The organism is Hymenobacter sp. FMD4 (assembly GCF_058932745.1).
Window position 1 is genome coordinate 129,641 of sequence record NZ_JBZYWH010000005.1, and the last position, 23,597, is coordinate 153,237.

General features: G+C 58.7%; 21 protein-coding genes and 1 tRNA gene. 14 read left to right on the forward strand and 8 right to left on the reverse strand.

The annotated features are described in order from the left end of the window. The first annotated feature begins 9 nt into the window (after nucleotides 1-9). Together AC5FXY_RS07315 and AC5FXY_RS07320 are read left to right on the forward strand one after the other, a co-directional pair. Nucleotides 10-3,525, forward strand: a complete 3,516-nt coding sequence (locus tag AC5FXY_RS07315) for an efflux RND transporter permease subunit (protein WP_493555998.1) — start codon at nucleotides 10-12, stop codon at nucleotides 3,523-3,525. A gap of 123 nt (nucleotides 3,526-3,648) precedes the next feature. Continuing rightward, nucleotides 3,649-3,921: an acyl carrier protein gene (locus AC5FXY_RS07320; RefSeq protein WP_493555999.1), complete on the forward strand. Its 273-nt coding sequence runs from the start codon at nucleotides 3,649-3,651 to the stop codon at nucleotides 3,919-3,921. Nucleotides 3,922-4,024: 103 nt separating this feature from the next. On the opposite strand, the gene AC5FXY_RS07325 is transcribed toward AC5FXY_RS07320, so the two are convergent. Beyond that, a complete protein-coding gene (locus AC5FXY_RS07325; protein ID WP_493556000.1) occupies nucleotides 4,025-4,834 on the reverse strand; it encodes a YkvA family protein in 810 nt (269 codons plus the stop codon). Nucleotides 4,835-5,010: 176 nt separating this feature from the next. Continuing rightward, nucleotides 5,011-5,604: a C40 family peptidase gene (locus tag AC5FXY_RS07330; protein WP_493556001.1), complete on the reverse strand. Its 594-nt coding sequence runs from the start codon at nucleotides 5,602-5,604 to the stop codon at nucleotides 5,011-5,013. A 306-nt stretch (nucleotides 5,605-5,910) separates the two neighbouring features. On the opposite strand from AC5FXY_RS07330, the gene AC5FXY_RS07335 reads away from it, so the two are divergent. Both AC5FXY_RS07335 and AC5FXY_RS07340 read left to right on the forward strand, forming a co-directional pair. Then, complete coding sequence (locus AC5FXY_RS07335; RefSeq protein WP_493556002.1) at nucleotides 5,911-6,309, forward strand: hypothetical protein; 399 nt, start codon at nucleotides 5,911-5,913, stop codon at nucleotides 6,307-6,309. Between the two features lie 208 nt (nucleotides 6,310-6,517). Further along, nucleotides 6,518-6,781: a hypothetical protein gene (locus AC5FXY_RS07340; protein ID WP_493556003.1), complete on the forward strand. Its 264-nt coding sequence runs from the start codon at nucleotides 6,518-6,520 to the stop codon at nucleotides 6,779-6,781. Between the two features lie 78 nt (nucleotides 6,782-6,859). On the opposite strand, the gene AC5FXY_RS07345 is transcribed toward AC5FXY_RS07340, so the two are convergent. Further along, nucleotides 6,860-6,932 (reverse strand) — tRNA-Thr (locus AC5FXY_RS07345). A gap of 162 nt (nucleotides 6,933-7,094) precedes the next feature. On the opposite strand from AC5FXY_RS07345, the gene AC5FXY_RS07350 reads away from it, so the two are divergent. After that, a complete protein-coding gene (locus AC5FXY_RS07350; protein WP_493556004.1) occupies nucleotides 7,095-7,556 on the forward strand; it encodes a hypothetical protein in 462 nt (153 codons plus the stop codon). On the opposite strand, the gene AC5FXY_RS07355 is transcribed toward AC5FXY_RS07350, so the two are convergent. Further along, nucleotides 7,553-8,389 carry a hypothetical protein gene (locus AC5FXY_RS07355; protein ID WP_493556005.1) on the reverse strand — a complete coding sequence of 279 codons (837 nt, stop codon included), beginning with the start codon at nucleotides 8,387-8,389 and terminating at the stop codon, nucleotides 7,553-7,555. The genes AC5FXY_RS07350 and AC5FXY_RS07355 overlap by 4 nt on opposite strands. Before the next feature lie 107 nt (nucleotides 8,390-8,496). Here AC5FXY_RS07355 and AC5FXY_RS07360 point away from each other — a divergent pair, with 107 nt between their 5' ends. The 5 genes from AC5FXY_RS07360 (at nucleotide 8,497) to AC5FXY_RS07380 (ending at nucleotide 13,997) form a co-directional block, all read left to right on the forward strand. Next, nucleotides 8,497-9,267: an FkbM family methyltransferase gene (locus tag AC5FXY_RS07360; RefSeq protein ID WP_493556006.1), complete on the forward strand. Its 771-nt coding sequence runs from the start codon at nucleotides 8,497-8,499 to the stop codon at nucleotides 9,265-9,267. After that, nucleotides 9,267-9,557 carry a DUF4834 family protein gene (locus AC5FXY_RS07365; protein ID WP_493556007.1) on the forward strand — a complete coding sequence of 97 codons (291 nt, stop codon included), beginning with the start codon at nucleotides 9,267-9,269 and terminating at the stop codon, nucleotides 9,555-9,557. Before AC5FXY_RS07360 ends, AC5FXY_RS07365 begins: the two co-directional genes overlap by 1 nt. A gap of 198 nt (nucleotides 9,558-9,755) precedes the next feature. Then, a complete protein-coding gene (locus tag AC5FXY_RS07370; RefSeq protein ID WP_493556008.1) occupies nucleotides 9,756-12,326 on the forward strand; it encodes a YfhO family protein in 2,571 nt (856 codons plus the stop codon). A 67-nt stretch (nucleotides 12,327-12,393) separates the two neighbouring features. Beyond that, nucleotides 12,394-13,332 (forward strand): 1-aminocyclopropane-1-carboxylate deaminase/D-cysteine desulfhydrase, encoded by a 939-nt coding sequence (locus tag AC5FXY_RS07375; RefSeq protein WP_493556009.1) that lies wholly within the window; start codon nucleotides 12,394-12,396, stop codon nucleotides 13,330-13,332. Nucleotides 13,333-13,364: 32 nt separating this feature from the next. Beyond that, a complete protein-coding gene (locus AC5FXY_RS07380) occupies nucleotides 13,365-13,997 on the forward strand; it encodes a DUF4230 domain-containing protein (protein ID WP_493556010.1) in 633 nt (210 codons plus the stop codon). A gap of 27 nt (nucleotides 13,998-14,024) precedes the next feature. Here the strand turns inward: AC5FXY_RS07380 and AC5FXY_RS07385 are convergent, their stop codons facing one another. Further along, entirely contained in the window at nucleotides 14,025-14,210 is a 186-nt protein-coding gene (locus tag AC5FXY_RS07385; RefSeq protein WP_493556011.1) for a hypothetical protein, read from the reverse strand. 106 nt (nucleotides 14,211-14,316) lie between these two features. Then, on the reverse strand, nucleotides 14,317-14,811 hold the full coding sequence (locus tag AC5FXY_RS07390) for a regulatory protein RecX (RefSeq protein WP_493556012.1): 495 nt from the start codon (nucleotides 14,809-14,811) through the stop codon (nucleotides 14,317-14,319). Between AC5FXY_RS07390 and AC5FXY_RS07395 the strand changes: the two genes are divergently transcribed. From AC5FXY_RS07395 to AC5FXY_RS07405, 3 genes are all read left to right on the forward strand, one after another. Further along, a complete protein-coding gene (locus AC5FXY_RS07395; RefSeq protein WP_493556013.1) occupies nucleotides 14,810-14,995 on the forward strand; it encodes a hypothetical protein in 186 nt (61 codons plus the stop codon). The genes AC5FXY_RS07390 and AC5FXY_RS07395 overlap by 2 nt on opposite strands. Before the next feature lie 156 nt (nucleotides 14,996-15,151). Continuing rightward, on the forward strand, nucleotides 15,152-16,054 hold the full coding sequence (locus tag AC5FXY_RS07400; RefSeq protein WP_493556014.1) for a DMT family transporter: 903 nt from the start codon (nucleotides 15,152-15,154) through the stop codon (nucleotides 16,052-16,054). An 82-nt stretch (nucleotides 16,055-16,136) separates the two neighbouring features. Further along, nucleotides 16,137-18,782 (forward strand): DUF5686 and carboxypeptidase regulatory-like domain-containing protein, encoded by a 2,646-nt coding sequence (locus AC5FXY_RS07405; protein WP_493556015.1) that lies wholly within the window; start codon nucleotides 16,137-16,139, stop codon nucleotides 18,780-18,782. Between the two features lie 61 nt (nucleotides 18,783-18,843). On the opposite strand, the gene AC5FXY_RS07410 is transcribed toward AC5FXY_RS07405, so the two are convergent. Beyond that, nucleotides 18,844-19,785 (reverse strand): EamA family transporter, encoded by a 942-nt coding sequence (locus tag AC5FXY_RS07410; RefSeq protein ID WP_493556016.1) that lies wholly within the window; start codon nucleotides 19,783-19,785, stop codon nucleotides 18,844-18,846. 247 nt (nucleotides 19,786-20,032) lie between these two features. Between AC5FXY_RS07410 and AC5FXY_RS07415 the strand changes: the two genes are divergently transcribed. Beyond that, nucleotides 20,033-22,531, forward strand: a complete 2,499-nt coding sequence (locus tag AC5FXY_RS07415; protein ID WP_493556106.1) for a bifunctional UDP-N-acetylmuramoyl-tripeptide:D-alanyl-D-alanine ligase/alanine racemase — start codon at nucleotides 20,033-20,035, stop codon at nucleotides 22,529-22,531. 154 nt (nucleotides 22,532-22,685) lie between these two features. Here the strand turns inward: AC5FXY_RS07415 and AC5FXY_RS07420 are convergent, their stop codons facing one another. Further along, nucleotides 22,686-23,585: a carboxypeptidase-like regulatory domain-containing protein gene (locus AC5FXY_RS07420; protein WP_493556017.1), complete on the reverse strand. Its 900-nt coding sequence runs from the start codon at nucleotides 23,583-23,585 to the stop codon at nucleotides 22,686-22,688. Nucleotides 23,586-23,597: the final 12 nt, after the last annotated feature.

Consider the following 23,597-nt stretch of genomic DNA (forward strand, 5'->3'; position numbering starts at 1 on the left):
CTGACTTCCATGCAGGATATAGAAAAAGAGTTTGGACCCACCAGTTGGTCCATCAATAACAAGACCAGCATTTACATCATTACGCTGCTACTGACGGTAGCAGGTATCTTCTCGTACATCAAGCTGGGCAAGGAGAAGTTTCCGGATATCGTGATTCCGCGCATCATCGTGGCCACGGTATACCCCGGCACTTCACCCACCGACATCGAGAACCTGGTGACACGCCAGCTCGAGAAGGAAATCAAGTCGGTGAACGGGGTCAAGAAGATCAGCTCGACTTCAAACCAGGACTACTGCATCGTGGACGTGGAGTTCAACTCCGGCGTGGACGTGCAGTACGCCAAGCAGCTCATCAAGGACGCGGTGGACAAGGCGGGCAACGAACTGCCCAATGACTTGCCCACGCCGCCCACGGTGCAGGAGGTAAACCTCTCCGAGCTGCCCATCATGCAGATCAACCTTGCCGGTAATCTGCCCGCCAGCCAGCTCAAAAAGCTCGCCGACGACTTCCAGGATAAGATCGAGGCCCTGCCCGAAATTACCCGCGTGGACATCATCGGGGCCTTGGAGCAGCAGGTGAACGTGGAGGTGGATATGTACAAGCTCCGCGCCGCCCGCATGGGCTTCGGCGACATTCAGGGGGCCATTGCCCGCGAAAACATCACCATCTCGGGTGGTTCCCTGAACGTGGGTGACCAGAAGCGGGCCGTGCGCGTAGCCGGCCAGTACGTGCGCGCCGCTGACATTGCCAATATCCAGATCAAGAACATGAGCGGACAGGCTGTGCGCCTCGGCGACATTGCCGTTGTGGAAGATGCCTTTAAGGACCGCGAATCGTACGCTCGATTGGATGGCAAGCCTTCGATTACGTTGAACGTCATCAAGCGGCAAGGCGAAAACCTCATCGATGCCTCCGACAAGATCAAGGCGGTGGTAGAGGACTCAAAAGCTCAGCTACCCAACGACCTGCGTATCACCATTACCGGTGACACTTCCAATGATACGCGCGTTACGCTGCACGACCTGATCAACACCATCATCATCGGCTTCATCCTGGTGACGCTGATCCTGATGTTCTTTATGGGCACCACCAACGCTCTGTTCGTGGGTCTGTCGGTGCCGCTGTCCATGTTCCTGGCCTTCTTGCTGCTGCCGGGTTTTGGTTTCGCGCTGAACATGATTGTGCTGTTTGCCTTCCTGCTCGCACTGGGTATTGTGGTGGACGATGCCATCGTGGTTATCGAAAACACTCACCGCCTCCTGCACGAGCACCCGAACCTGACCACGGCGCAGGCTGCTAAGTACGCTGCCGGCGAGGTATTCATTCCGGTACTGGCTGGTACGCTCACCACGGTGGCGCCCTTTGTACCACTGATGTTCTGGCCGGGCATTGTGGGTAGTTTCATGTTCTACCTGCCGGTCACGCTGATTCTTACGCTGATGTCCTCACTCGTGGTAGCCTTCATCATGAACCCGGTGTTTGCCGTGTCGTTCATGCAGCGCGAAGACCACCACGATGAGCACAGCAAGCCCAAGGTGACGCGTAACCTGCTGATCTGGACGTTCGCGTTGATCGGCTTTGGCGTGTTGTTTAATCTGGTAGGTATCGGTGGCCACACCGCAGCCGGCGCCGAAGGAGCTTCCGTAGTAGCCGCTGGCGCAGAGACGCCTGGCTTCTTCAAGCAGCACGGTCACTTCATCGGCAACCTGCTGCTGAGCCTGGCAGTCCTGATCTGGCTGAACCTGTTCGTGTTCAACAAGGGCATTGTGTGGTTCCAGACCAAGGCCCTGCCGCGCTTCCAGAATGGTTACGCCAATCTGGTGCGCTGGGCCATTGGGCACCCGGTGCTGGTCATGATTGGAGTAGTAGTTCTATTCTTCGGCTCGTTCGTGGCCGTGGGCATCCGTGGCCCCAAGGTGGACTTCTTTCCCAAGGGCGACCCGAAATTCGTGTACACCTACCTGAAGATGCCGGTAGGTACCCGCGTGGAGGTCACCGACTCGGTGGCCCGTATTCTGGAGCGCCGCATCTACGGTGTCATCGGGCAGAACAACCCCGACGTGGAATCGGTTATCACCAACGTGGCCATCGGTGCCGGCGACCCTGGCGAAGCCACGGCTACGGGCGTGTCGCAGTCGCACCTGGCCAAGGTGGCTGTGGCCTTCAAGGAGCTAAGCGAGCGGGAAGGCCCGAGCACCCGCACCTACATGGACAAAATCCGCGAGGTGGTGAAAGGCATTCCCGGCACCGAAATTTCGGTAGACCAGGAATCCAGCGGCCCGCCCACGGGTAAGGAAATTGCCATCGAAGTAGCTGGCGACGATTATCCGACGCTGGCGGCCATGTCGAAGGATGTGATTCAGTACATCAACTCGAAGAACATCGGCGGCATCGAGCAGTTGCGCTCCAACCTGGAGGACCGTAACCCGGAAATTGCCGTCAACATCGACCGCACCCGCGCCAACCGCGAAGGCATCAGTACGGCGCAAATCGGGATGGAAGTGCGCACGGCCATCTACGGGTCAGAAGCCAGCAAATTCAAGACGCCCGACGACGAGTACCCGATTCAGGTGCGCTACGCCAAGCCTTACCGCGACGATGTAGATGCCATCCTGAACTCGCCGCTGACCTTCCGTGACGCTACCGGCCAGATGCGCCAAGTACCGATCAGTTCGGTAGCTGACGTGCGCTACGGCACCACCTACGGCGGCATCAAGCGCAAGGACGTGAAGCGCGTCATCACCATTTCCTCGAACGTGCTCAGTGGCTTCACTGGTCCGGACGTAGTGCGCAACATCGAGACGGCTCTGAAAGCCTACCCGACGCCCCCCGGCTATACCATCAAGATGGGTGGCGCGCAAGAAGACCAGAAGGAAACCTCCGACTTCCTGCCCTTGGCCGGTCTGGGTGCTCTGGCTCTGATCTTCCTGATCCTGGTACTGCAGTTTAACTCGTTCAGCAAGCCGGTTATCATCCTCTCCGAAGTGCTGTTTTCCATTGCTGGGGTGTTCTGGGGCCTGGCCATCACGGGCATGAATATCAGTATTGTGATGACGGGCGTAGGGGTAATTGCCTTGGCGGGTATCGTAGTAAAAAATGGTATCCTACTCGTGGAATTCACTGACATCCTCCGCTCCCAAGGTATGACGCTGCGCGAAGCCATCGTGCTGGCCGGTCGTACCCGCCTGAACCCAGTAATCCTGACGGCTACGGCCGCCACGCTGGGTCTGATTCCGTTAGCCATTGGCCTGAACGTAGACTTTTACGAGCTGTTCGCCTCGTTTAGCCCCAACTTCTTTATCGGGGGTGAATCGGTGGTGTTCTGGGGGCCGTTGGCCTGGACCATCATTTTTGGTCTGGTTTTCGCCACGGTCGTTACCCTGGTAGTAGTGCCGGTGATGTACCTGCTGAGCGAAACCCTCAAGGCTAAGCTCACAGGCAAAGACCCGGATGCGGCCGGTACGCCGGTCGCCGACGAAGAAGAAGTGGAAGCCGCACGTCCGCCAATTCTCGCCGAATACTAAGCCAAGGTTTGCAACCTTTTCCGTTCGGGGCGGCTCCGTCCTACGGCCCCCGGCCGTGGGCCGGAGCCCAAACCGAGCAATTTTCCTCCTCTTTTTTTCGTTCTACCCGTCGTTTCAACAGCCATGTTAACCCGAACGACTACCGCCGCCCCCGCCAGCATTGAACAGCAAGTGCTGCGCATCATCAGCAAGCGTAAGGCCATCAAGCCGAGTCGCCTGCGTGTCTCCAGCAACCTGAGCCGCGAGCTAGGGTTCGATACCGTTGACGTTGTAGATATCATTCTTGAGCTAGAGCGCCGTTTTAAAATCACTATTCCTGACGAGGTACCACTCAACACGGTACGCGACTTTGTTCGCTACGTGGCTTCACACCTGGGCGGCTCCAAGGCCCGCTAACCAACCTCTCCCAAACCACAACGGCCCGCTTCCTTCAAAGGAAGCGGGCCGTTGTGGTTTGGTGAAACTTCCAAACCGATGGTGGGGAAGCTCGCACGCTTAGTTAACGAACGTTACCGCCGGTATCGCCACCGCGGCCGGTGCTAAGCTTTGGGTCGCGGCTGCCTGCTATGCTGGCACCTTCCACGTTGGGGTTGGGCTTAATATCGAGTTCGGGGTGGTGCTCAGTGTGTGGCTGCGGAGCACCAGCAGGCGCTACTGAACCCTCCGGATGCTCGCTGCTAGCCTGGTTGGCTGGATCAGGTTGGGAGCCGCCAGGTAGGTCAGTAAGGCCGTGGTGCTTTGCCGATTCCGGTGATTCCACAAAGGAGCCGCTGGTTACGCTGTGCTCGGCTTTCTCTAGTTGCTGAGCGGCCGCCGCACTACCTGATAGGGGCTGATCGGTAGCTGCTTTTTCGGCGCCCAGGTTGCTGTTGCCGGCCGATGCCGGCTGCGGGCGCGAGTTTTCCCATTCTTCGAATTTATCCATTTCAGTCTTTAGTGTGCTAGTAAACCACGCCATCAAGGCAATGTCGTCAAGCAAGCCGACCACAGGAATGAAGTCGGGCACGAGGTCAATGGGGCTCAGGAAGTAAATGAGTACAGCAATGGCGCCGAGTACCGTGGGAGTCGGAATCCCATGGTATTCGCCAGAAGCAGCAGCACGTACGAGGCGGAACAACGTTTGCATGCTTTCCCAGGCCTCTTGGGCCAAGTGGCCAAGCTCGTTTTTCTCGCTGGCTTTCTGGTAGGCATCATTAAGCAACTGCTTGATGCGCAGGGGTTGGCGCAGGTAATTTTCCGCTTTGCGCAGAAATCCTTTAAAAATAGACGAGGAGGCAACTTGCTCGCCAGTAGGTTGTTGAGTAGCCATAACAGCTAGGAAGGTGAAGAGAGAACGACGGGAGGGACGGCGGCTAAAGTAGCAGCCAGCGGCTGCCGTCCTATACTGTTTCGCGGCAAAATAGTTATCAAAGGCCTTTCTGCCTTTGGGTAAAACAAAAAGCCCCGACCGGCAGGCCAGGGCTTTCGTTCACATGCTAAACGGGGCTATTCCACGTTCACACGACCAGCGGCGTAGAAGTTGCGACCGTAGTAAGGCTGCTCCAAGGAGCTTACCATTACTCCGCCGTTGGTGGCCGAGTGAGCAAACTTGCCGTCCTTCAGGTAGATACCTACATGGTAGATGGGCTGGCCCGGACCGCGACGGAAGAACACTAAGTCGCCGGTCTGCATTTCGTCTTTGGCCACGCGCTTCACGTTGTTGAACATGGAGCGGGAGCTGTGCACCAAGCTAATGCCGTACACTTCTTTAAATACCCGGGTAACAAAGCCCGAGCAATCAGTGCCTTTTTTGCTATTGCTGCCGAAACGGTAAGGAGTGCCCAGCCACTCGGAGATGGTGCGAAGCAGGGCAGCGTTGTCGTCGTAGTCGGCTTTGATACCCAGAGCCTGGGAATAAAAACCGACGTTGAGCGAGTCCCGGAAAGAAGCGGAGGGGTTGTCGCCCTCGGGCAGGAAGAAAAGTGAGGCTTCGGCTGGGGGAGGAGCGGCCACGGAGGCAGATCCGTCAGGGGCGTAATCGAAGAAAAACGAAAGAGCCAGTGAAACAGCGGCGAGGCAACACAATAATGTATTCTTCATTGTCCGACGTGTGGGTTTTTGTTCCGCTCCCGAGCGGCAGCCCTAACAGGCTGGGTGACGTACTTTTCTTCTCTAGGAAGGGTGTTTGAGAAGGTAAAAAAGAAGGTTTTGAGCCATCAGACTGGATAGGATATATCCCATCCGATAGAGTAAAGCTAGGCCGCTCAGCTCGGCGGTCCAAACTTTAGCCCGAAAAAAGCCTAATTTTCTTTCTAATGTTCTATTGGTTAGATGAATAGTATCGGTTCTATATGCAAACTTGCCCGAACCACCAGCGTACTATGTCCCTGCTCTTTCCCTGACTCTGTGCAGCTTCCCCGCATCATCGAAAATTCTCCCCTGGCCCGTATTGCCCGTTGGAAGCTTGGGCAATCCAATGTGGCTATGGTACTCGGCCGCAGTATTCACCTGAGCGGCGTATCGCGCGAGCATTTTCTGCGCGATGCTTCTTGGGTGGCACACGAACTGTGCCATATCCGGCAGGTGCAGGAGCGCGGGCTGTTGCGCTTCTTGTGGGAGTACCTTATCGAATCGGCACGAGTGGGCTACTACGCCAACCGTTTCGAGGTGGAGGCCCGCGAAGCCGCTCGCCGCGATGCTAGCCAAGTCGCAGTGCAGTTGGGCCTGAGTCCGTCCGATGGCACTGGTCGTGGCAGTTCAGAGCGCGCAACGGCGACCGATAACCGGCCAGATATGGTAGTATAAGCACCAGCCGGTACGCTATTTACCGACGGCAAAGTGGCACCATGTTTTAAAACTAGCATCAGGTATAAGCTAGCCTTCGGTAAGAACCTGAGCTCGACAATAGGAATATATATGGTATTTATCGGCAACCTGATAGCCTGATTTTACGAATAGTTAGGCGTGGTCGGTTCCGCCGGCCGATGGTCGAATTCTTTAAACACCCATATTAATGGCTACTCAAAACACTTCCCCCAATACGGATTTCACTGGCATTTCTAGCAGCTCGTCGCGTCCTGGCCAACAGGAAAACAGCCTGAACCCCGCTGGCAAAAGCGGCATGCTGGGCGGCTTGAACAATCAACTCAAGACCTTCGGCGACGCTGCTTCGGGCCAACTCGGCAAGCTGAGCACCACCCAGAAAGTAGTAGGTGGCTTGGCACTGGCTGCTGGCATTAGCTGGCTGAGCAAGGCCATGAACAAGCGCAACGCCTAAGTGGGTGTAAACCCGGCTAAACGTTAGTTAAACGAAAAAGGCCCGTTTCCTCTTCGGAAACGGGCCTTTTTCATCTTGAGCCTGCTATTGGACTCGAACCAACGACCTGCTCATTACGAATGAGCTGCTCTACCAACTGAGCTAAGCAGGCAAAAGCCTCAACCAACAACTGTTGTTCGGGGCTGCAAATATAAGCAGGTGATACGACGTGACGCAATTCCACAATAAAAAATCGCGCACGTCTCATTAACCCAGCCGCAGGTTCGTGCGTTGGCAATAGCATCAGCACTACCCGTTTCCAAACCCTACAATCATGGCTGCTTCCCAATCCGATGATCTGCTGCAAGCGCTAGTGAGCGGTTTTGCCGGCTCAATTACCCTTACGCTCATCCACCAGGCGGCCCGTAATGTGACGCCCGATGCACCCCGTATGGACGTATTGGGCATGCGCGCCCTGCGCAAACTCCTAGATGCAGCCGACGCCCCTCAACCCGACCACGACACGCTCTACAACACCACCATGGCCGGCGACCTGCTCGTCAATGGGCTATATTATAGTATGGTGGGAGCAGGGCGCGACGCGTGGATACGCGGTGCGTGCCTGGGCTTGGCAGCGGGAGTTGGGGGAGTGGTGTTGCCCGGCCCGATGGGCTTGGGCGACGGGCCCAGCAACCGCACGCCGCAAACCCAGCTGATGACCGTGGCTTGGTACACCATTGGGGGCATAGCGGCGGCGGGAATGTCGCGGCTATGGAGCCGACTGGGAAAGAGTTAGCGCACTAGTTGGCCGAAGTGAAAGGTGGCATTGAACGAAGAAACCGGCACTAGATCAGCCGAAAAGCCAGTGCCTCGCCCCGCCTGCAGCGCCATGTCTTGGTTAATATCGTCGATGTGGCGTGTCCAGCGGTAGGCCAGGATGAACTTGCTTTCTAGGGCGAGTGAGAAGCGCGGGTGCAGGTAGAAGCGCGCACCGGCTAGTGGCGCCACTTGCAGGTCGAGCCGCCGCGCGAGTAACTCGTATGGATCGGTGCGTTCTACTGAACCACCGGCGCCATTAGGCGCCAAGCTGTATAAGGTACCATTACGTTTGTCCCGCTGGTACTGCAGGCCGCCATCGATGCCGTAAAAAAGCTGAAAGCGGCCTAACTGCTGCTGCCATTCGCGGCCTACCAAAGCTTGGACATTAACAAAACTGGCGGAAGACTCAACCGCGGATTGAGACGGGCTATAAAATCGGATGCTGTCTTTCTTCAGGCCGCTGGTAGAGGCTCCCAATGCCAGCGTGTAGCGCATGGCAGAGTTGTCGGGCCGGTTGTGGCGGGCCAATAAACGGCCGGTACTGCCGTAGTTTGCGTTTGGGTAAGGGGCTTGGTAAGCATAGCCGCTGTAATAAGGGCCATAGTACCCCGGTGCGCTCCACCAGGTACCGCGGGGCAGGAAAAAGCTGGCGTCAAAGCTTACGTCCCACTCGTGCCGCTCCAGCTTAAAAGGTGGTCGGCTAGAAGGTAGCGCGGCGTCGGGGGCAGGTGGAGTGGAAGAAGGTTGGGCGAAGGCTGGTGACAGCGCACCGAGGGCGAGTAGACCGGCAGTCAATAAAGATTTGGGCATGTAGGTAGAGAAAATAATAGAAGAGGGCGAGCGAAAAGCAATAGGTCGTTTGGCAGATCGAACGACGATGGTAACACCTTATTATAGGTCCGCTACCTTTGCTGCGGATGATGAAAGCACTGCGCAAACTGCTGGTCGGCTCGCTAGGCTTCGAGCGCTACATTCGCTTGGCTAGCCGCGTGTACCTGCGGCTGGTGGCAGCTGGGTGGGGGCGGGCGAAGTACCCCGAGCTGTTTTTTCTGGAGCAGCTGGTAAAGCCGGGCTTCGTGTGCCTCGACATCGGGGCCAACCTTGGCTACTATTCCGTGGCTCTTTCGCGGCTGGTAGGTCCGGCAGGCCAGGTGCTAGCCGTGGAGCCGGTGCCACTGTTTCAGCGCATCTGGCAGGACAATGTGCAACAGAGCGGCCACGACAACCTGATTCTGCTACCGTACGCCCTCGGCGGCAAAAACGACACCGTGCGCATGGGTACGCCAGCGCGCAACGGCCTGCTACACCACGGCATGACCAAGGTGGCCGAAAGCAACCCCAACGAGCAGTACGGACAGTTCTACGACGTGCAGATGCGCGTGCCCGATGAGCTGCTGGCTGATTTTGACCGGCTCGACTTCATCAAGTGCGATGTGGAGGGCTTCGAGTACGAAGTGTTCCGGCACATGCAACATACGCTGCGCCGTCACCGTCCCGTTATTCAAACTGAACTCAACGGCCTCGAAAACCGGCAGCGTGTAGCGGCGCTGCTGGCCGAAATTGGCTACCGGCCTTACGTACTGGAAACCCAGGGCGCCGCGCCACGGTTAGTTCCTTGTCCGCCAGCCATGCTCACAGGCGCCGCCGACCGCGACTTTTACTTTCAACCAGACGACTCTGCCAATTGATGCTCATCAAGTTCCTGCTCATTTTCTTCCTCGTTACCATGTTGTTGCGGCTCGTGCTGCCCTCGTTGCTACGCTGGGCGCTGGCGGCTTTCGTCAAGAAGCAGATGCGCAACGGCTCGGTAATGTTCGGGCCGGGCGCGGCGCCCTTCGGGCCACCGCCTTCCGCGGCTGATCAGGCGCCCCGCTCCGATGGGCGAGTGCGCGTGGATTACGTACCGCCCACGGGCAAACGGCAGCCCAAGTCGGATTTTGGCGGCGGTGACTACGTCGATTTCGAGGAAGTGAAATAAACGGGCTACCTTCGGGTTCCAAGCCCGGCTGGCGCCCGCCGGCCGGGCTTTTTTGTGGGTTTCCGCCGCTACAAGGCACTTATTTGGCTTTTCTTGGGCTGATTAGGTGGCCTGCTGAGGCTGCTTGGGTAGCTGCCCGCCACTGCCAGCCCACACTTTCCAATCTCTGATTACTTCATTCCGATTACTGCCTAACTCATGCCCGCTGTTGTTTCGCCGACATCGGCAGCTCCTTCCCTGGGGCGCCGCTTGCTGCCGCACCTGCTTGCCATAGCTTTTCTGCTGGTGCTGGCCGTGTTGTACTTCTCACCCATCGTATTCGGGGGCAAAACCCTGTCGCAGCACGACATTGTGCAGTTCAACGGGGGGGCGCGCGAAGCCATACAGTTTCGGGAGCAAACCGGTCAGGAAGCCCTTTGGACCAATTCCATGTTCTCGGGCATGCCTACGTACCTGATCAGCACCCGCTTCCCCGGCGACTTGTCGGTGTACCTGAACTACCTGTTCACCTTCGGCTTGCCGCCGGTGGTGGCCAACCTGTTTGCCACGCTGCTCTGCGGCTACCTGCTATTTGCATTCCTAGGTATGCGCCCCCTGATAGCCCTCACCGGTGCCATTGCGGTGGGTCTGACGAGCTACAACTTGATCATTCTGGCCGCCGGGCACAACTCCAAGTCGTACGCCCTGGCCTTCGCGCCGCTGGTGTTGGCTGGCCTGCTGGTAACGTTTCGGCGTCAGAAAATCTTGGGGGCGGCGCTGTTTGCTTTGGGCCTGACGATGAACATTCGGGCCAATCACTTGCAAATCACTTACTACCTGCTGCTGCTGGTGTTGGTGTTTGGCCTAGTGGAGCTGATTTTTGCCGTGCGCGAGAAGCGCATGGCCGATTTCTTTAGCCGCACGGCCCTGCTGGCGGTAGCCGCGCTGCTGGCCGTGGGCGTAAGCTTCGGCCGCCTGTACACAACGGCTACGTACGGCAAGTACAGCATCCGCGGCAAATCGGAGCTGACGACGCCTGCGCCCACGGCACCTGGCCAGCCGGCCGCGCCTGCCGGCGAAGAAGCCGGTACCGGCCTCGACCGGGATTACGCCTTCAACTGGAGCTACGGCGTGGGCGAGACCATCACGCTGCTCATTCCCAACTACTACGGCGGGGCCTCGCAGGGCAAGCTCGACGACGATTCCAACACCGGCAAAGCCCTGCAGGGTTTGGGCGTACCGCCGGTACAGCTCAGCCAGTACCTGGCCAATATGCCCACCTACTGGGGCGACCAGCCCATTACCAGCGGACCGGTGTACGTAGGAGCCGTGGTGTGCCTGCTGTTTGTGCTGGGCCTGTTCATTGCCGACCGCCGCACCCGCACCTGGCTGCTGGTGGGCACTATTCTGTCGATTCTGCTGGCTTGGGGCAAAAACTTCGCGTCGTTCAACGACCTGATGTTCGACTTTTTCCCCGGTTACAACAAGTTTCGCTCGGTGTCGATGGCGCTGGTTATTGCCCAGCTGGCCATGCCGCTATTGGCCATGCTGGCGCTGGCCCGCGTGCTGCGTAACCGTGCCGCCGCTACGGCCGTGGCGTCGCACCCAAAGCTGCCGGTGGCCAATACCGACACGCCCGAAACGGCTGAGCTGCGGCGCAAGCTGCTACTAGCCACGGGTATCACGGCAGGTGTCTGCTTGCTGGCCTGGGTATTTGGTATGGGGGCTGATTTCGCTTCGCCCATCGACAGCTCTTTGCAGCAACAAGGTTTCCCGGTGGATGCCATCCGGCAAGACCGTGCTGCTCTGATGCGCGCCGATGTGTTTCGTTCCATCTTCTTCATCCTGGCTGCCGCTGGTGTGTTGTGGATCTACCTTAGCCGCAAGCTGACGATGACCGTGGCCGCTGCGCTGATCGGGGTGCTTACGCTCGTCGATCTGTGGGCGGTGGATAAGCGCTACCTCGGCGAGTCGAGCTTTCAGACCGAAACCGTAGCCCAGCAGTTTGTGCCTTCCAAGGCCGATACGCAAATTCTGGCTGATCCTACGCTGCACTACCGTGTGCTCAACCTCAGCAACCCCTTCAACGAAGCCAATACCTCGTACTTCCACAAGAGCATTGGTGGCTACCACGGGGCCAAGATGCGTCGCTACCAGGAGCTGATCGAGCGGCAGATTTCGCAGAACAACCCGCGCGTGCTGAGCATGCTCAATGCCCGCTACGTTCTCACCCAGGACCAGCAAAGCGGTGAGCCAGTAGCCCAGCGCAACCCCGGGGCCCTAGGCAACGCGTGGTTTGTAAGCACCATTCAGCCGGTGCAGAACGCCGACCAGGAAATGGCCGCGCTGGGCAACTTTGATCCGGTAAACACGGCCATCGTGGACGTGAGCAAGTTTCCGCAAACCAAGACTAGCTACTCGGCCGCTGGCTCCAGCATCAACCTGACCAGCTATTCCCCGAACGAGCTGAAGTATCAGGTAAATGCCGCCCAGGAAGGCTTTGTGGTCTTCTCCGAAATTTACTACCCCGAGGGCTGGAATGCCTACCTCGATGGCAAGCTGGTGGAGCACGTGCGCGCCAATTACGTACTGCGCGCCATGCCCGTGCCGGCGGGGCAGCACACCATCGAGTTTAAGTTTGAGCCGAAGGAGTACAGCATCGGCAACACCATTTCGCTGGTGTCGTCCATGCTGCTGTTTGTGGTGCTGATCGGGGCCGTAGTATACGCGCTGCGGCGCAAGCCCGAACCCGAGCCCCAAGCCGCGCAGGACGAGCTGCTGGCAGCCTAACGCGAACTAAACGAAGCGGTGCCACGACTCCCGAAGTCGTGGCACCGCTCTTTTAACCAAGTTCCAAATGCTGGCAAGCTCAAGCGCCCCGCCTATTCTACTGGATCTGCCCGAGCCCTTGGCCGAGCGGTGCGGGGTGCGCCTGCGCCTGCTGCGCGACGACCTGCACCACCCGGCCCTGCCCGGCAACAAGTGGCGCAAGCTCAAGTACAACCTGCTTGAAGCCCGTAGCCAGGGTCGACAAGCTTTGCTCACTTTCGGTGGAGCTTACTCCAATCATCTGGCCGCCGTGGCAGCCGCCGGGGAGCTATATGGCTTCCGAGCCATTGGCGTAGTGCGAGGCGAAGCAGCCGATACCCTTAGCCCGACGCTGCTGCGTTGCCGGCAGGCGGGAATGCAGCTGCATTTCGTCAGCCGCGAGGCCTACCGGCTGCGCGCCGAGCCGGATTGGTTGGCGGAGTTGCAAGCCGAATTAGGACTAGCTTACATAGTGCCCGAAGGCGGTTCAAATACCCTGGCCCTGCGCGGCTGCGCCGAACTCGTCGAAGAGTTGGATGCCGCTGGCGAAGCTTTCGACGCCGTAGCTGTGGCTTGCGGCACCGGCGGTACGCTGGCTGGGCTGCTCACAGGCCTGCAGGGCCGGCGGCAAGCCGTGGGTGTGGCCACCCTGAAAGGAGCGGACTTCCTGCGTCAAGACATTGATGCGCTGACCATGGCAGCGACTGGGCAGCGCTACTCCAATTGGTACCTGCACACGCAAGCGCATTTTGGCGGCTATGCCCGCTATTCCGCGGAGCTGCTGGCCTTCATTCAGGCGTTCTACCAGCGCCACGGCGTGGTGCTCGACCCGGTGTATACTGGCAAGCTGCTGGCGGGCGTTCTGCAGCTTCTGGAGACCGGCTATTTTGCGGCTGGTAGCACAGTGGTGGCGGTGCATACCGGCGGGCTGCAGGGCTGGGCCGGCTTTGCTCAGCGGTTCGGCGCCGTGCCGCCGGGGCCCGTATAGCCCGTAGTTGACCGCCTAAATTTGTATTGCGAATGCCTTTGATTCGTCTGGTACGGCGCCTGTTGCCGTTGTTGTTTTTGGTGGCGTTGGGGTGGTTTCTGTGGAAGAAAGTGGCTGCCTCACTTGCGGATATGGACCCGCTGCCGGCCGAGCCGCGCATCACCGTCACGCACAACACCGTGCTGGAAAAAATAGAAGGCCTGGGCAAGCTGGAACTGGTGCGCTACCAGTTTAAGGATGTGGTGGAATACCGCAAAAGCACCGCCCGCTTCCTGCCCGACGCCAAAGTGGCACTCATCGTGGCCGGCGAAGCTGTAGGGTGCCTGGACCTGCGCAAGGTGCGCCCCCTCGACGTGGTATTCGAAGGCGACTCCGTGGTGCGCATCGCGCTGCCACCGGCCGAGCTGTGCACCTGGCGCATCGACCACAGCCGCAGCCGCGTGTACAGCACCGAAAATTCCTTTTTTCAGGACGCCGAGCTGGTCGACCAGGGTTACAAGTACGCGGAGCAAAACGTGCGTCGCGCTGCCCTGCAGTCGGGCATCTTGGCTCAGACGCAGCAGAACGCCGAGCAAATCCTGCGCCCCATGCTCGAAACCCTGACCGGCCGCCGCGTGGTGCTGGTACCCCAGACGGCGCCGCAGCTGCCGGCGCGCCGGCAGTAAGCGGCATATGTGTTGCGCTAGCCCGGGTTATTTACGTTTCAGTTGTAGCTTTTTGGCTTGCTTGCTTTTCTTTCTCCGATTCGCAGAATCGGTAACCAAGTTAGTCACGAGGCCTGTGATAATGCCGATGATTACTTCCGGCCCATCTTTGCGGAGCAGACGTCGAACTTCTTTACGGAGGGTTTTAAGCGCTTTTTTGCGGAGCTTGGCCATAGGTAGTACTTAAAGGTTAAGAAGCTGCATTGGCTGCCAATGAAACAGCGAAACTTAACCGGTATACGGCGGAGCTGGCTCCGCGTCGGCACCCGGGCCGAGCGGTCTACCGCGCGGTGCCCAGCACTTCCCCTAGCGCATCCTGAATTAGATCGGATTCGTAGCCCTTTTGGATGGCGTAGGTCATCAGCTTTTGCCGGCGCTTGTGCGGATTGCTTTCCTTCTCCAGAGCGTTTTTCTTTTCCAGCAGCTCGCACAGGTTCTGGTAGTACTCATCGCCGTCCACTTCGTTCATGCCAGCCTTGATGCAATACTCTGAGATGCCGCGGGCCTTGAGCTCCATCCGGATGCGGCGGCGGCCCCACTTCTTGAGGCGGTACTTGCCGCGCACAAAGCTTTTGGCGAAACGCTCTTCATCCAGCAGTTTCTCGCGCACCAGCCGAATCATGATTTCGCCGGCATCGTCTTCGTCGAGGCCGTAGCTGCGCAATTTCTCTTCCACCTCGCGGTGGCTGCGTTCCTGGTAGGCGCAGTATGCGGCAATCTTTTGCAGGGCCTCGCCCGGCGTGTAGGTCTTGCGTTTGCGCGAGGCGTCTTCCATGCAACAAGCGAAAAAAGGGCGGCCGAGCCGCTGGGCTGTTTACGCAGATCGGGTCGGTGAGGTACTGACCGACTACCGTAAGCTGTCGAGTCAAAACGAACTAGCCAAAAAAACAGCCGCCGCCCAGAAGGCGGCGGCTGTTCGCTCACATAAACAAGTTGAATCCAAAAACGAAACCAAATAATCTAGGAATGGTTCTTCGATTCAGCTAGGGGGCAAGGTAGTATGCTATCCTCACATTTCACACTATATGAAGTAATTAATATGCGTTTAATACCTGCCACGGGAAGCCCCGCCCAATGTTGCGACCTTTGCCTGCGTTGGGCCTTTTCCTGATCTTATGCTATTGAGCCGCGGCGCCCGCTACATGCTCATTTCCACGTTCTGCTTCGCGCTGATGAACGTGTGCGTGAAGCTACTGAAACACTTACCGGCTATGGAGATAATCCTGTTTCGGTCGGCTATGTCGGTGGCGCTGAGTTATATCTCGCTGCGGGCTCTGGGCATTCGGCCCTGGGGTTCCAACCACTTTTTTCTCATCGCGCGCGGTACCACCGGGGCCCTAGCTCTGATGTTGTATTTCTTCACGCTGCAGCGCATGCCGCTAGCCACGGCCGTCACCATTCAGTACTTGGCACCCATCTTCACGGCCATCATTGGCATCTTCGTGGTGAAAGAAGAAGTGAAGCCTTGGCAGTGGCTGTTTTTCTTGCTGTCCTTCGCCGGAGTCATCTGGGCCGAAGGCGTGGACACCCGCGTCGAGCCGCTGTGGCTGGCGCTGGGGGTGTTATCGGCGGTGTTTTCGGGCTTTAGCTACAATTCTATCCGCAAGCTCAAAGGCAAAGAGCATCCGTTGGTTGTGGTATTTTACTTCCCGATGGTTGCCTTGCCGATATCGGCCATCTACAGCTTTTTTCACTGGCAGACGCCGCAAGGGCTGGACTGGCTTTGGCTGGGGCTGACGGGCCTGCTCACGCAGGGCGCTCAAGTATTCATGACCAAAGCCTACCAGGCCGAACGCCTGTCCAGCGTCGCCAACCTGAACTACATCGGCATCTTGTACGCCCTAGCCTTCGGCTTTATATTCTTCGGTGAGGCATTTCCGCCGGGGGCTTACGCGGGCATGGGGCTGGTGCTACTGGGCGTGTTCCTGAATGCCTGGTACCTGTCCCGGCAGGCCCGCCGTAGCCCGGCCCCTACGCCTGAGCCCGATCTAATGGAAGGGGAGGCGATACGCAGCTAGCAGGAAAAGTTTGAGGCCTGGGCAACGCGTTGACAGGTCTGCTGATCTTAGCAGTAACTTGCCCGGTGCTAAGCTGTCTACTATGAGCCATTATCTACTTCGTTGCTTGTGTCTGCTATTGGTGGTGTTGCTGCCTGCAGGGCTCCGCGCGGGCGTGCTCCGCGGCCGCATCAGTGACCCAAAAGGGCAGCCGCTGGGCTTTGCCAACGTGGCTGTGAAAGGCACCACTACCAATACTGCTTCCAACGAGCAAGGCAATTATCAGCTCTTCCTCAAGGCCGGCCAGTACGAAGTCGTGTTTCAGTACGTGGGCTTCAAGCCGCTCATCGAGCAGGTGCACATCGCCGGCGGCGACACGGCCACTGTGCTAAACGTAACGCTCACCCCCGACAACTACCAGCTGCGCGAAGTGGTGGTGCGCGCCAAAGACCGCGACCCTGCCTACGCCATCGTGCAGCACGCCATGGACTGGCGCAACTATCACCAGCGCGAAGTGGCAGCCTTTACGGCCAAGACCTACGTGAAGGCGCTGGCGCGGCTGAAAGATGTGCCCAACCGCGTACTGGGTATGTTCAAAGTCGGCCCCGATCTGAAGCCGGGCATTATTTACTTGTCAGAATCGGTATCGGAAGTGGCGTTTCGGCAGCCCAACGTGGTAAAGGAGCGCATGATTTCATCCCGCGTGAGCGGCGATGCCAAAGCTTTCAGCCTGAACCGCGCCGGGGCGGGCCGCGGTATCAACTTCTACAAGCCGGTGCTGAAAGTATTTTCGGAGCGGGGCTTTGTGTCGCCCATCGCGCCCAATGCCTTTCTGTTCTACCAGTACGTGCTGGAGGGCACCACCCAGCAGGGGGGCAATATGATCCACAAGATCCGCGTGATTCCGCGCCGCCGCACCGACCCGGTTTTTTCCGGTCATATCTACGTTGTGGATGGTACGTGGCGCCTGCATTCGGTGGCCCTGACGCTGAATAAAGACGCCCAGCTAGACTACATCGACGACGTGCGCATCGATCAGCAATACGCTCCGGCCCCTAGCGCCCCGCACGTCTGGATTCTACAGTCCCAGGCTCTAACGGCTAATATCTCGGCGTTTGGCTTTAAGGGCAATGCCTTTCTGAACGTGGTATTTTCGGGGCACCGCGTCACGCCAACGTACGCCAGTCGCCCCGTGCCCACGGCACCAGCGCCCGTAGCCTCAAACGAGCCAGTACACGCCGAGACCGTGGCCGAAGCCAAACAGGAGCGCCCCGCCGTGCGCGAAGCCTCGCGCCAAGTGCGCCGCCAGAGCCGCCGTACCGCCAAAGTGGCCGTTGATTCGGCGGCTCGCCGCGGCGACCTACTAGAAGTAGAGAAACTGGGCACCGGTGAACTACTGCGCGTGGAAAAGGGCGCCAACGAGCGGGACAGTGCTTATTGGGCCGAAATTCGGCCCGTGCCGCTCACCGACGAGGAAATCAAGGATTACCGCGTGAAGGACAGCACCGAAGTCATTCGCAATTCCAAGCCTTACCAGGACTCGCTGGATCGGTTGCGGAATAAGTTTGAGTGGCAGGCCTTCCTGCTGACGGGCTATACCTACAACGATTCGCACCGCAAACAGCAGTACTACGTGGCGCCGGTCTTCCAGATTCTGCAGTACAGCACCGTGGAGGGCACCATCATCAATCCACAATTCACTTATTCGCGCTACACCGACGACCGCCGCCGCTTCTGGCTCACGCCCTCGCTGCGTTACGGCACCGACGCCAAGCTCTTCAGCCCGTCGGTAGAAATAAACTGGCAGCACAACGCCATGCGCACAGCGCGTCTGCAAGTGCAGGTAGGCCGCACGGTGGAGAATTTTGACCCGAACAGCCAGCTCACACCGGCCATCAACACCTCGTACACGCTGTTTCGTAACCGTAACTTCGCCAAGTATTACCAGCGCCGCGGCGCAGAAGTCGGTTATCTGGCCGAGGTAACCAACGGCTTGGACATGCGTGGTGCCGTAAGCTACTTTGACCGCCGCGAGCTGCAGAATTCTACCATCGACCTCATTACCGACATTCCGGGCCGCGCTTTCACGCCCAACGACCCGGTAGTAGCAGAGCTACCCGATGGCAGCAGCTTTGGCCGCAGCCGAGCCCTGAGCACCGAGCTGTGGCTGAGCTACCAGCCGGGCCGCCGCTACTTCACCCGTCCCACGGGCAAGGTGAATCTTGGCTCGCGTTACCCCACGTTCCGCCTTACGTGGCGGCAAGGCTGGAACGCGCCCAGCTCCGATGTGCGCTACACGTTGCTGGAGGCGGGCATTCGCCAATCGGTACAGTTTGGCCTGCTCGGCACCAGCAACTACTACGTAAACGCCGGTGGCTTCCTTGGAAAGCCAGAGCTAGCCCTGATGGACTACCGCCACTTCTCGGGTAACCTCACGCGCTTCGCCGCCGATTTCTCGCGTTTTCAACTGCTCGACTACTACCGTTACAGCACCCGGCGTGCCTTCGTGGAAGCTCATTTCGACCACCACTTCAACGGCTTCTTCCTAAACAAAATCCCGGTGATGCGCCGCCTTAAGTGGCAGGAAGTGGGCACTGTGAACTACCTGCGGACAGCGGCTGCCGGCCATTATATGGAGCTCGGCGTCGGTGTCGAGCACATCTTTAAACTGCTCCGCGTGGATTATTTCACGGCTCTGCAATCGGGTCGTAGGCTGGAGCAGAGTGTACGGATCGGAATAGGATTCTAGACTAGCCCTAAGTGTTTATATGACGAAGGCCCCGGCAGATTACTGCCGGGGCCTTCGTGGTTTATGCTACTTGCTGCTTGGGCGTGGCCAGCGGGGCTTCCTCCGTTGGCAGTTGCGTTCGGGCTCTGGCCGGCCAGTTATACAGCAGTACCGATAAGATGATGAGGCCGTAAGCAATGACCTGATTGGCTGAGGCTGACTCGCCGAAGTACACAAAAGCCAGCGCAAAGCTCACTAGCGGGTTCAGGTACATCAGAATGCCAACGGTGCCCGACGAAAGGCCACCCAAGGCGTACAGATTCAGAAAAAGTGGCAGCACCGTAAACACGGCGCTCAGCAAGCCCACTACCAAAAGCAGCTTGCTGTCGGCAAAGCCCGCAGCTGGGTCAGCGCCGAGCGGGCCGGCCAGGGGCACCAATACGGCCGTTGCCAGCAGCAGCTGCAAGCCCAGCAGCACCAGCTTATCGTAGTGGCGCAGCACCCGCTGGGTGATGAGGTAACTGGCGTAGCTCATGGCCACCAATAGGCTCATGCCTACCGTTTGCCAGGCACCCGTGGCCAGTAGGCCGCAACTGATCAGGCTCAAGGCAATAGCGGCGCCTTGTACCGGGCGCAGCCGTTCGCCGAGCAGGGCCCAGCCCAGCAGCGCCGTTAGGATGGGGCAGAGCAGGTAGGCGAAGGAGCCCGCTTGCACGCTCACGTGATTGACCACGTAAATGAACAGCAGCCAGTTGAGCGTCAGTAGCATGCCGCCGAACGCCGTGAGGCCAAGCACGCGGCGACGCTCGGCGGGTACCGCCGTCCGATACTGTTCCCAGGTAAGACGCAGCGCCGAGCGGCGGCCGATCAGCAGCACGCCCGCTAACAAAAGCAGGGCCAGCAAGACGCGGAAGTACAAGATCTGGCCGCTGGCGTAGCCCGCCAGCCAGCGTAGCGGAATGGGGAAAAAGCCCCAAATGAGATAGGCCGAAAGGGCCGCGGTATGAAAGCGGGAGGGTTTCAAGCAAATAGAGCTAAGTCCTAAAGTAGTAGGACAGCGAAAAAGGCTGCAAAGATAACCGGTTGATTTTCAGAATCCGAAGGATGGATTGGTTTTTCCCGCTCAAGCTGTGTCATTGGCAGCGCCTTACGTTAATGGCAATAGCCTCGGTGCCAACGATTCGACGAAGCAACAGCACTGCTCTCCGCCGTGCTTAATTCAACATCACCAGCGAAACCGGCCGGAATCTGCGGTCTACCTTTGCTGCGTGATGCTCTTGTTTTCTGATTTGCCAGGGCTGACGGGCGGCCAACTATTGCAGGTGCCAGCCGAGTCCGCTACGCCCATTCTGCATTTGCTGCTGGATAGCCGCCGCATGGCGCAGGCCGCCGGCACGCTGTTCGTCGCTCTGCGCGGCCCCCACCACGACGGCCACCAGTTCTTGCCCGAGCTGTACCAGCGCGGCGTGCGGCTGTTTCTGGTCGAAAGTGCGGAATTGGTGCCTGGCGCCTTGGTGGCTTACCCAGACGCGGGCTTCGTGCTGGTAGCTGACTGCTTGGAGGCTTTGCAAGCCGTGGCGGCGCAGCACCGGGCGCAGTTTGAGCTGCCGGTACTAGCTATTACAGGATCCAACGGCAAAACAATCGTGAAGGAATGGCTGGCGCAGCTGCTCAGCCCCGATGAGCTGATCTGCCGCTCGCCGCGCAGCTACAATTCGCAGGTAGGCGTACCGCTGTCGGTGTGGGAACTGCGGCCGGCGCATACCCTGGGTATTTTCGAAGCAGGTATTTCGGAGCGCGGCGAGATGCCGCGCTTGGCGCAGGTGATTCAACCTACGCTGGGTTTGTTTACCAATCTGGGCTCAGCCCATGACGCCGGCTTTGCCTCGCGAACTGATAAGGCAGTCGAAAAGATGCATTTATTTCGCGGGGTAGACACCTTGTTCTACTGCCGTGACCACGTCGATGTGCACGCCGCTGCGGGCGCTTTGCCCGCCTCGGTGCAGTGCTTTACCTGGTCGCGCCAAGCTGCTGCCGAGGCGCAGGTACACGTGCAAATCGAGGCTGGGGCCGACCCGGAGCAGACACTGGCTCACGTGCAGTTCGGAGGCGAAACGCATCCGTTTACCTTGCCTTTTGCCGACGAGCCGTCGGTCGAAAACGCCCTCCATTGCTTAACGGTGCTATTGTGGCGTGGGCTGCCCGCAGCCGAGCTGCAGCGCCGCTTGCTGCGTCTGCAGCCCGTGGCCATGCGTCTGGAAATGAAGCAGGCTATCCACGACTGCTATGTTCTCGACGATACCTATAACAACGACTTGGCCGGCCTCGACCTGGCCCTGGATGCCCTGCGCCGTCAGCCGCGTCGAGGCCGCCGCACGCTTATCTTATCCGACCTGCTGGAATCGGGTTTGCCCGCTACCGAGCTTTACCAGCGCGTAGCCCGGCTCGCCGCCCAGCACGGCGTGGAGCGGCTGCTGGCCGCAGGTCCTGAAATAGCCGCGCACCAGGCAGTGCTGCGGGCTGCCGTAGCCGATAGCCAATTTTTCACTGACACCGCTGACCTGCTGCACTGGTTTCACCCCGACCATTTCCGACACGAAACCATCCTGGTGAAGGGCGCCCGCCGCTTCGGCTTCGAGCGAGTAGTAGCAGCCTTCCAGCGCAAAATCCACGGCACGGTGCTCGAAGTCAACCTTGATGCGCTGGTGCACAACCTCAACTATTACCGCGCCCGCCTGCAGCCCGGTACGCGCCTGATGGTAATGGTGAAGGCCTTCGCCTACGGCAGCGGTTCGTACGAAGTGGCGAATCTGCTGGAGTTTCACCGCGTCGATTACCTCGCCGTAGCCTACACCGACGAAGGCGTGCAACTGCGCGAGCATGGTATCTCACTGCCGATAATGGTGATGAATCCGTCGCCGGATTCTTTCGCCCTGCTCCGCCAGTATCACCTAGAGCCCGAAATCTACTCCTTCGCTCGCCTGCGCGAGTACTTGCAGGCCGCCATCGATGGGCCGCTGCCGCCCGTTCACCTAAAGCTGGACACCGGCATGCGCCGCCTCGGTTTCGATGAAGCCGACCTTGATCAGCTGCTGCCGTTGCTGCGCGAGCAGGCCGGCACCTTACGCGTTGCCAGCGCACTGACGCACCTGGCGGGCGCCGATGAAGAGCAGCATAACAGCTTCTCTCAGCGCCAACTCGAGTCGTTCCGGCGTATGGCTACCCGGCTGGAAGAAGAGCTTGGCTACACCGTTATCAAGCACGCACTGAACTCGCCTGGCATCATGCGCTTCCCCACGGCGCAGCTCGATATGGTACGGCTCGGCATCGGGCTCTACGGAGTAGAAGCCGCAGGCCTGGAGCCTACGGCCCTGCAGCCCGTCAGCACCTTACGTACCACCGTTTCGCAGCTCAAGCACTTGGCTGCAGGTGAAACAGTAGGTTACGGTCGCCGTGGTGAAGCCGCCGACCACGAACGGCGCATTGCCACTCTGGCCATTGGGTATGCCGATGGCTACGACCGCCGCTTTTCCCGAGGGGTAGGGGAGGTGGTTATCCGCGGCCACCGGGCACCCATCATCGGCAACGTGTGCATGGATATGTGCATGGTGGATGTCACGGGCGTACCCGACGTGCAGGAAGGCGACACGGCCGTAATCTTCGGACCGGAACTGCCCCTTACGGAACTGGCCGCACGCATCGGTACCATTCCTTACGAACTGCTCACCAACGTGAGCGAGCGGGTAAAGCGCGTATTCGTGGCGGAGTAACAGGTGATAGGAAGAGGGCTTGCCTCAAGTCTGACCAGACAAATCAAGCCTCAAAGCAAAGCCCGGCCGTGTTCACGGCCGGGCTTTGCTTTGAGGCTTGGTGTTGATGGGTTAGTGACGTGTTACCTGTCACTTCATCTGCTGTCACCCAGTATTACTTGTAGATATCTACTTCGGCCTTGATCATGGCGTTGTAGCGCAGACCGGTGCCGTTCGACATGGTAATCAAGCTCCAGCCTTTGCCCATGGAGTAAGTCCAGGTGCGGCTTTCTTTGAATTCGAAGGTCGGCTTCATGATCTGCCCGTACGGGGTGTAGTTGTCCATGAAGTTGGTGGTGTAGAACTTGTCACCCGACACAATCCATTCCATGGCCACGAAGAATCCCTCGTCCGGCGCCATGATGTTGTAGGGCGTCATGTCGATGGTAAACCAGGAACCACCGCCCGGAGCCGAAACCACTACGTTCTCGGTGAGCAAGTCAGTGTTGGGGGCGTTGTAGTCACCATCGTTTTTGTAGATCCGGACGCGGAACGGCTCCTTCGGGAAGCCGTGTTCCCCGATGTAGAACGATACCGTGCGGATCATGCCCAGCTTCTTGCCCTTCTCGTTTTTCACGAAGAAGGCGTACTGGCTGCCGGGCATGCCTTGGATCATGCCCTCACCGGGGTTGTTCGAGCTGGCGCCCATGTCCTTGGCCACGGCCTTTTTGGCCACCACGTTCACGTCTTTCAGCACGATGTTACGCTTTTCAACCTCGATGATGAGGTCTTCCAGCTTGGCGCCGCGTTTCACGGCTACAGCTTTGCGGATGTAGCCAAGCGCCTGTACGATCAATGAGTCTTGGGCGCTCTTCTCTGGTTGAGCCATCTGGAAGAAACCGTACTCGTTGGTGAGAGCACCGGTTTGTTCTTCTTTGAGGCCGATAGAGGCAAATGGGATGGGCTCCTTAGTCTTGGTGTCGACCACACGGCCCGTAATGCGGTTATCCTGCGCACTGACCAACTGAGGAAGCAACCAACCTAGCGCAACGAAAAAGAGTAGGCGTCTGAGCATAAGCGGTGGATT

Bases quoted from the DNA above. Each gene is read 5' to 3' on its own strand.
- AC5FXY_RS07315 (WP_493555998.1), top strand. From the start codon at position 10: ATGCAGGATATAGAAAAAGAGTTTGGACCCACCAGTTGGTCCATCAAT.
- AC5FXY_RS07320 (WP_493555999.1), top strand. From the start codon at position 3,649: ATGTTAACCCGAACGACTACCGCCGCCCCCGCCAGCATTGAACAGCAA.
- AC5FXY_RS07325 (WP_493556000.1), bottom strand. From the start codon at position 4,834: ATGGCTACTCAACAACCTACTGGCGAGCAAGTTGCCTCCTCGTCTATT.
- AC5FXY_RS07330 (WP_493556001.1), bottom strand. From the start codon at position 5,604: ATGAAGAATACATTATTGTGTTGCCTCGCCGCTGTTTCACTGGCTCTT.
- AC5FXY_RS07340 (WP_493556003.1), top strand. From the start codon at position 6,518: ATGGCTACTCAAAACACTTCCCCCAATACGGATTTCACTGGCATTTCT.
- AC5FXY_RS07350 (WP_493556004.1), top strand. From the start codon at position 7,095: ATGGCTGCTTCCCAATCCGATGATCTGCTGCAAGCGCTAGTGAGCGGT.
- AC5FXY_RS07355 (WP_493556005.1), bottom strand. From the start codon at position 8,389: ATGCCCAAATCTTTATTGACTGCCGGTCTACTCGCCCTCGGTGCGCTG.
- AC5FXY_RS07360 (WP_493556006.1), top strand. From the start codon at position 8,497: ATGATGAAAGCACTGCGCAAACTGCTGGTCGGCTCGCTAGGCTTCGAG.
- AC5FXY_RS07365 (WP_493556007.1), top strand. From the start codon at position 9,267: ATGCTCATCAAGTTCCTGCTCATTTTCTTCCTCGTTACCATGTTGTTG.
- AC5FXY_RS07370 (WP_493556008.1), top strand. From the start codon at position 9,756: ATGCCCGCTGTTGTTTCGCCGACATCGGCAGCTCCTTCCCTGGGGCGC.
- AC5FXY_RS07375 (WP_493556009.1), top strand. From the start codon at position 12,394: ATGCTGGCAAGCTCAAGCGCCCCGCCTATTCTACTGGATCTGCCCGAG.
- AC5FXY_RS07380 (WP_493556010.1), top strand. From the start codon at position 13,365: ATGCCTTTGATTCGTCTGGTACGGCGCCTGTTGCCGTTGTTGTTTTTG.
- AC5FXY_RS07385 (WP_493556011.1), bottom strand. From the start codon at position 14,210: ATGGCCAAGCTCCGCAAAAAAGCGCTTAAAACCCTCCGTAAAGAAGTT.
- AC5FXY_RS07395 (WP_493556013.1), top strand. From the start codon at position 14,810: ATGCAACAAGCGAAAAAAGGGCGGCCGAGCCGCTGGGCTGTTTACGCA.
- AC5FXY_RS07390 (WP_493556012.1), bottom strand. From the start codon at position 14,811: ATGGAAGACGCCTCGCGCAAACGCAAGACCTACACGCCGGGCGAGGCC.
- AC5FXY_RS07400 (WP_493556014.1), top strand. From the start codon at position 15,152: ATGCTATTGAGCCGCGGCGCCCGCTACATGCTCATTTCCACGTTCTGC.
- AC5FXY_RS07405 (WP_493556015.1), top strand. From the start codon at position 16,137: ATGAGCCATTATCTACTTCGTTGCTTGTGTCTGCTATTGGTGGTGTTG.
- AC5FXY_RS07415 (WP_493556106.1), top strand. From the start codon at position 20,033: ATGCTCTTGTTTTCTGATTTGCCAGGGCTGACGGGCGGCCAACTATTG.
- AC5FXY_RS07420 (WP_493556017.1), bottom strand. From the start codon at position 23,585: ATGCTCAGACGCCTACTCTTTTTCGTTGCGCTAGGTTGGTTGCTTCCT.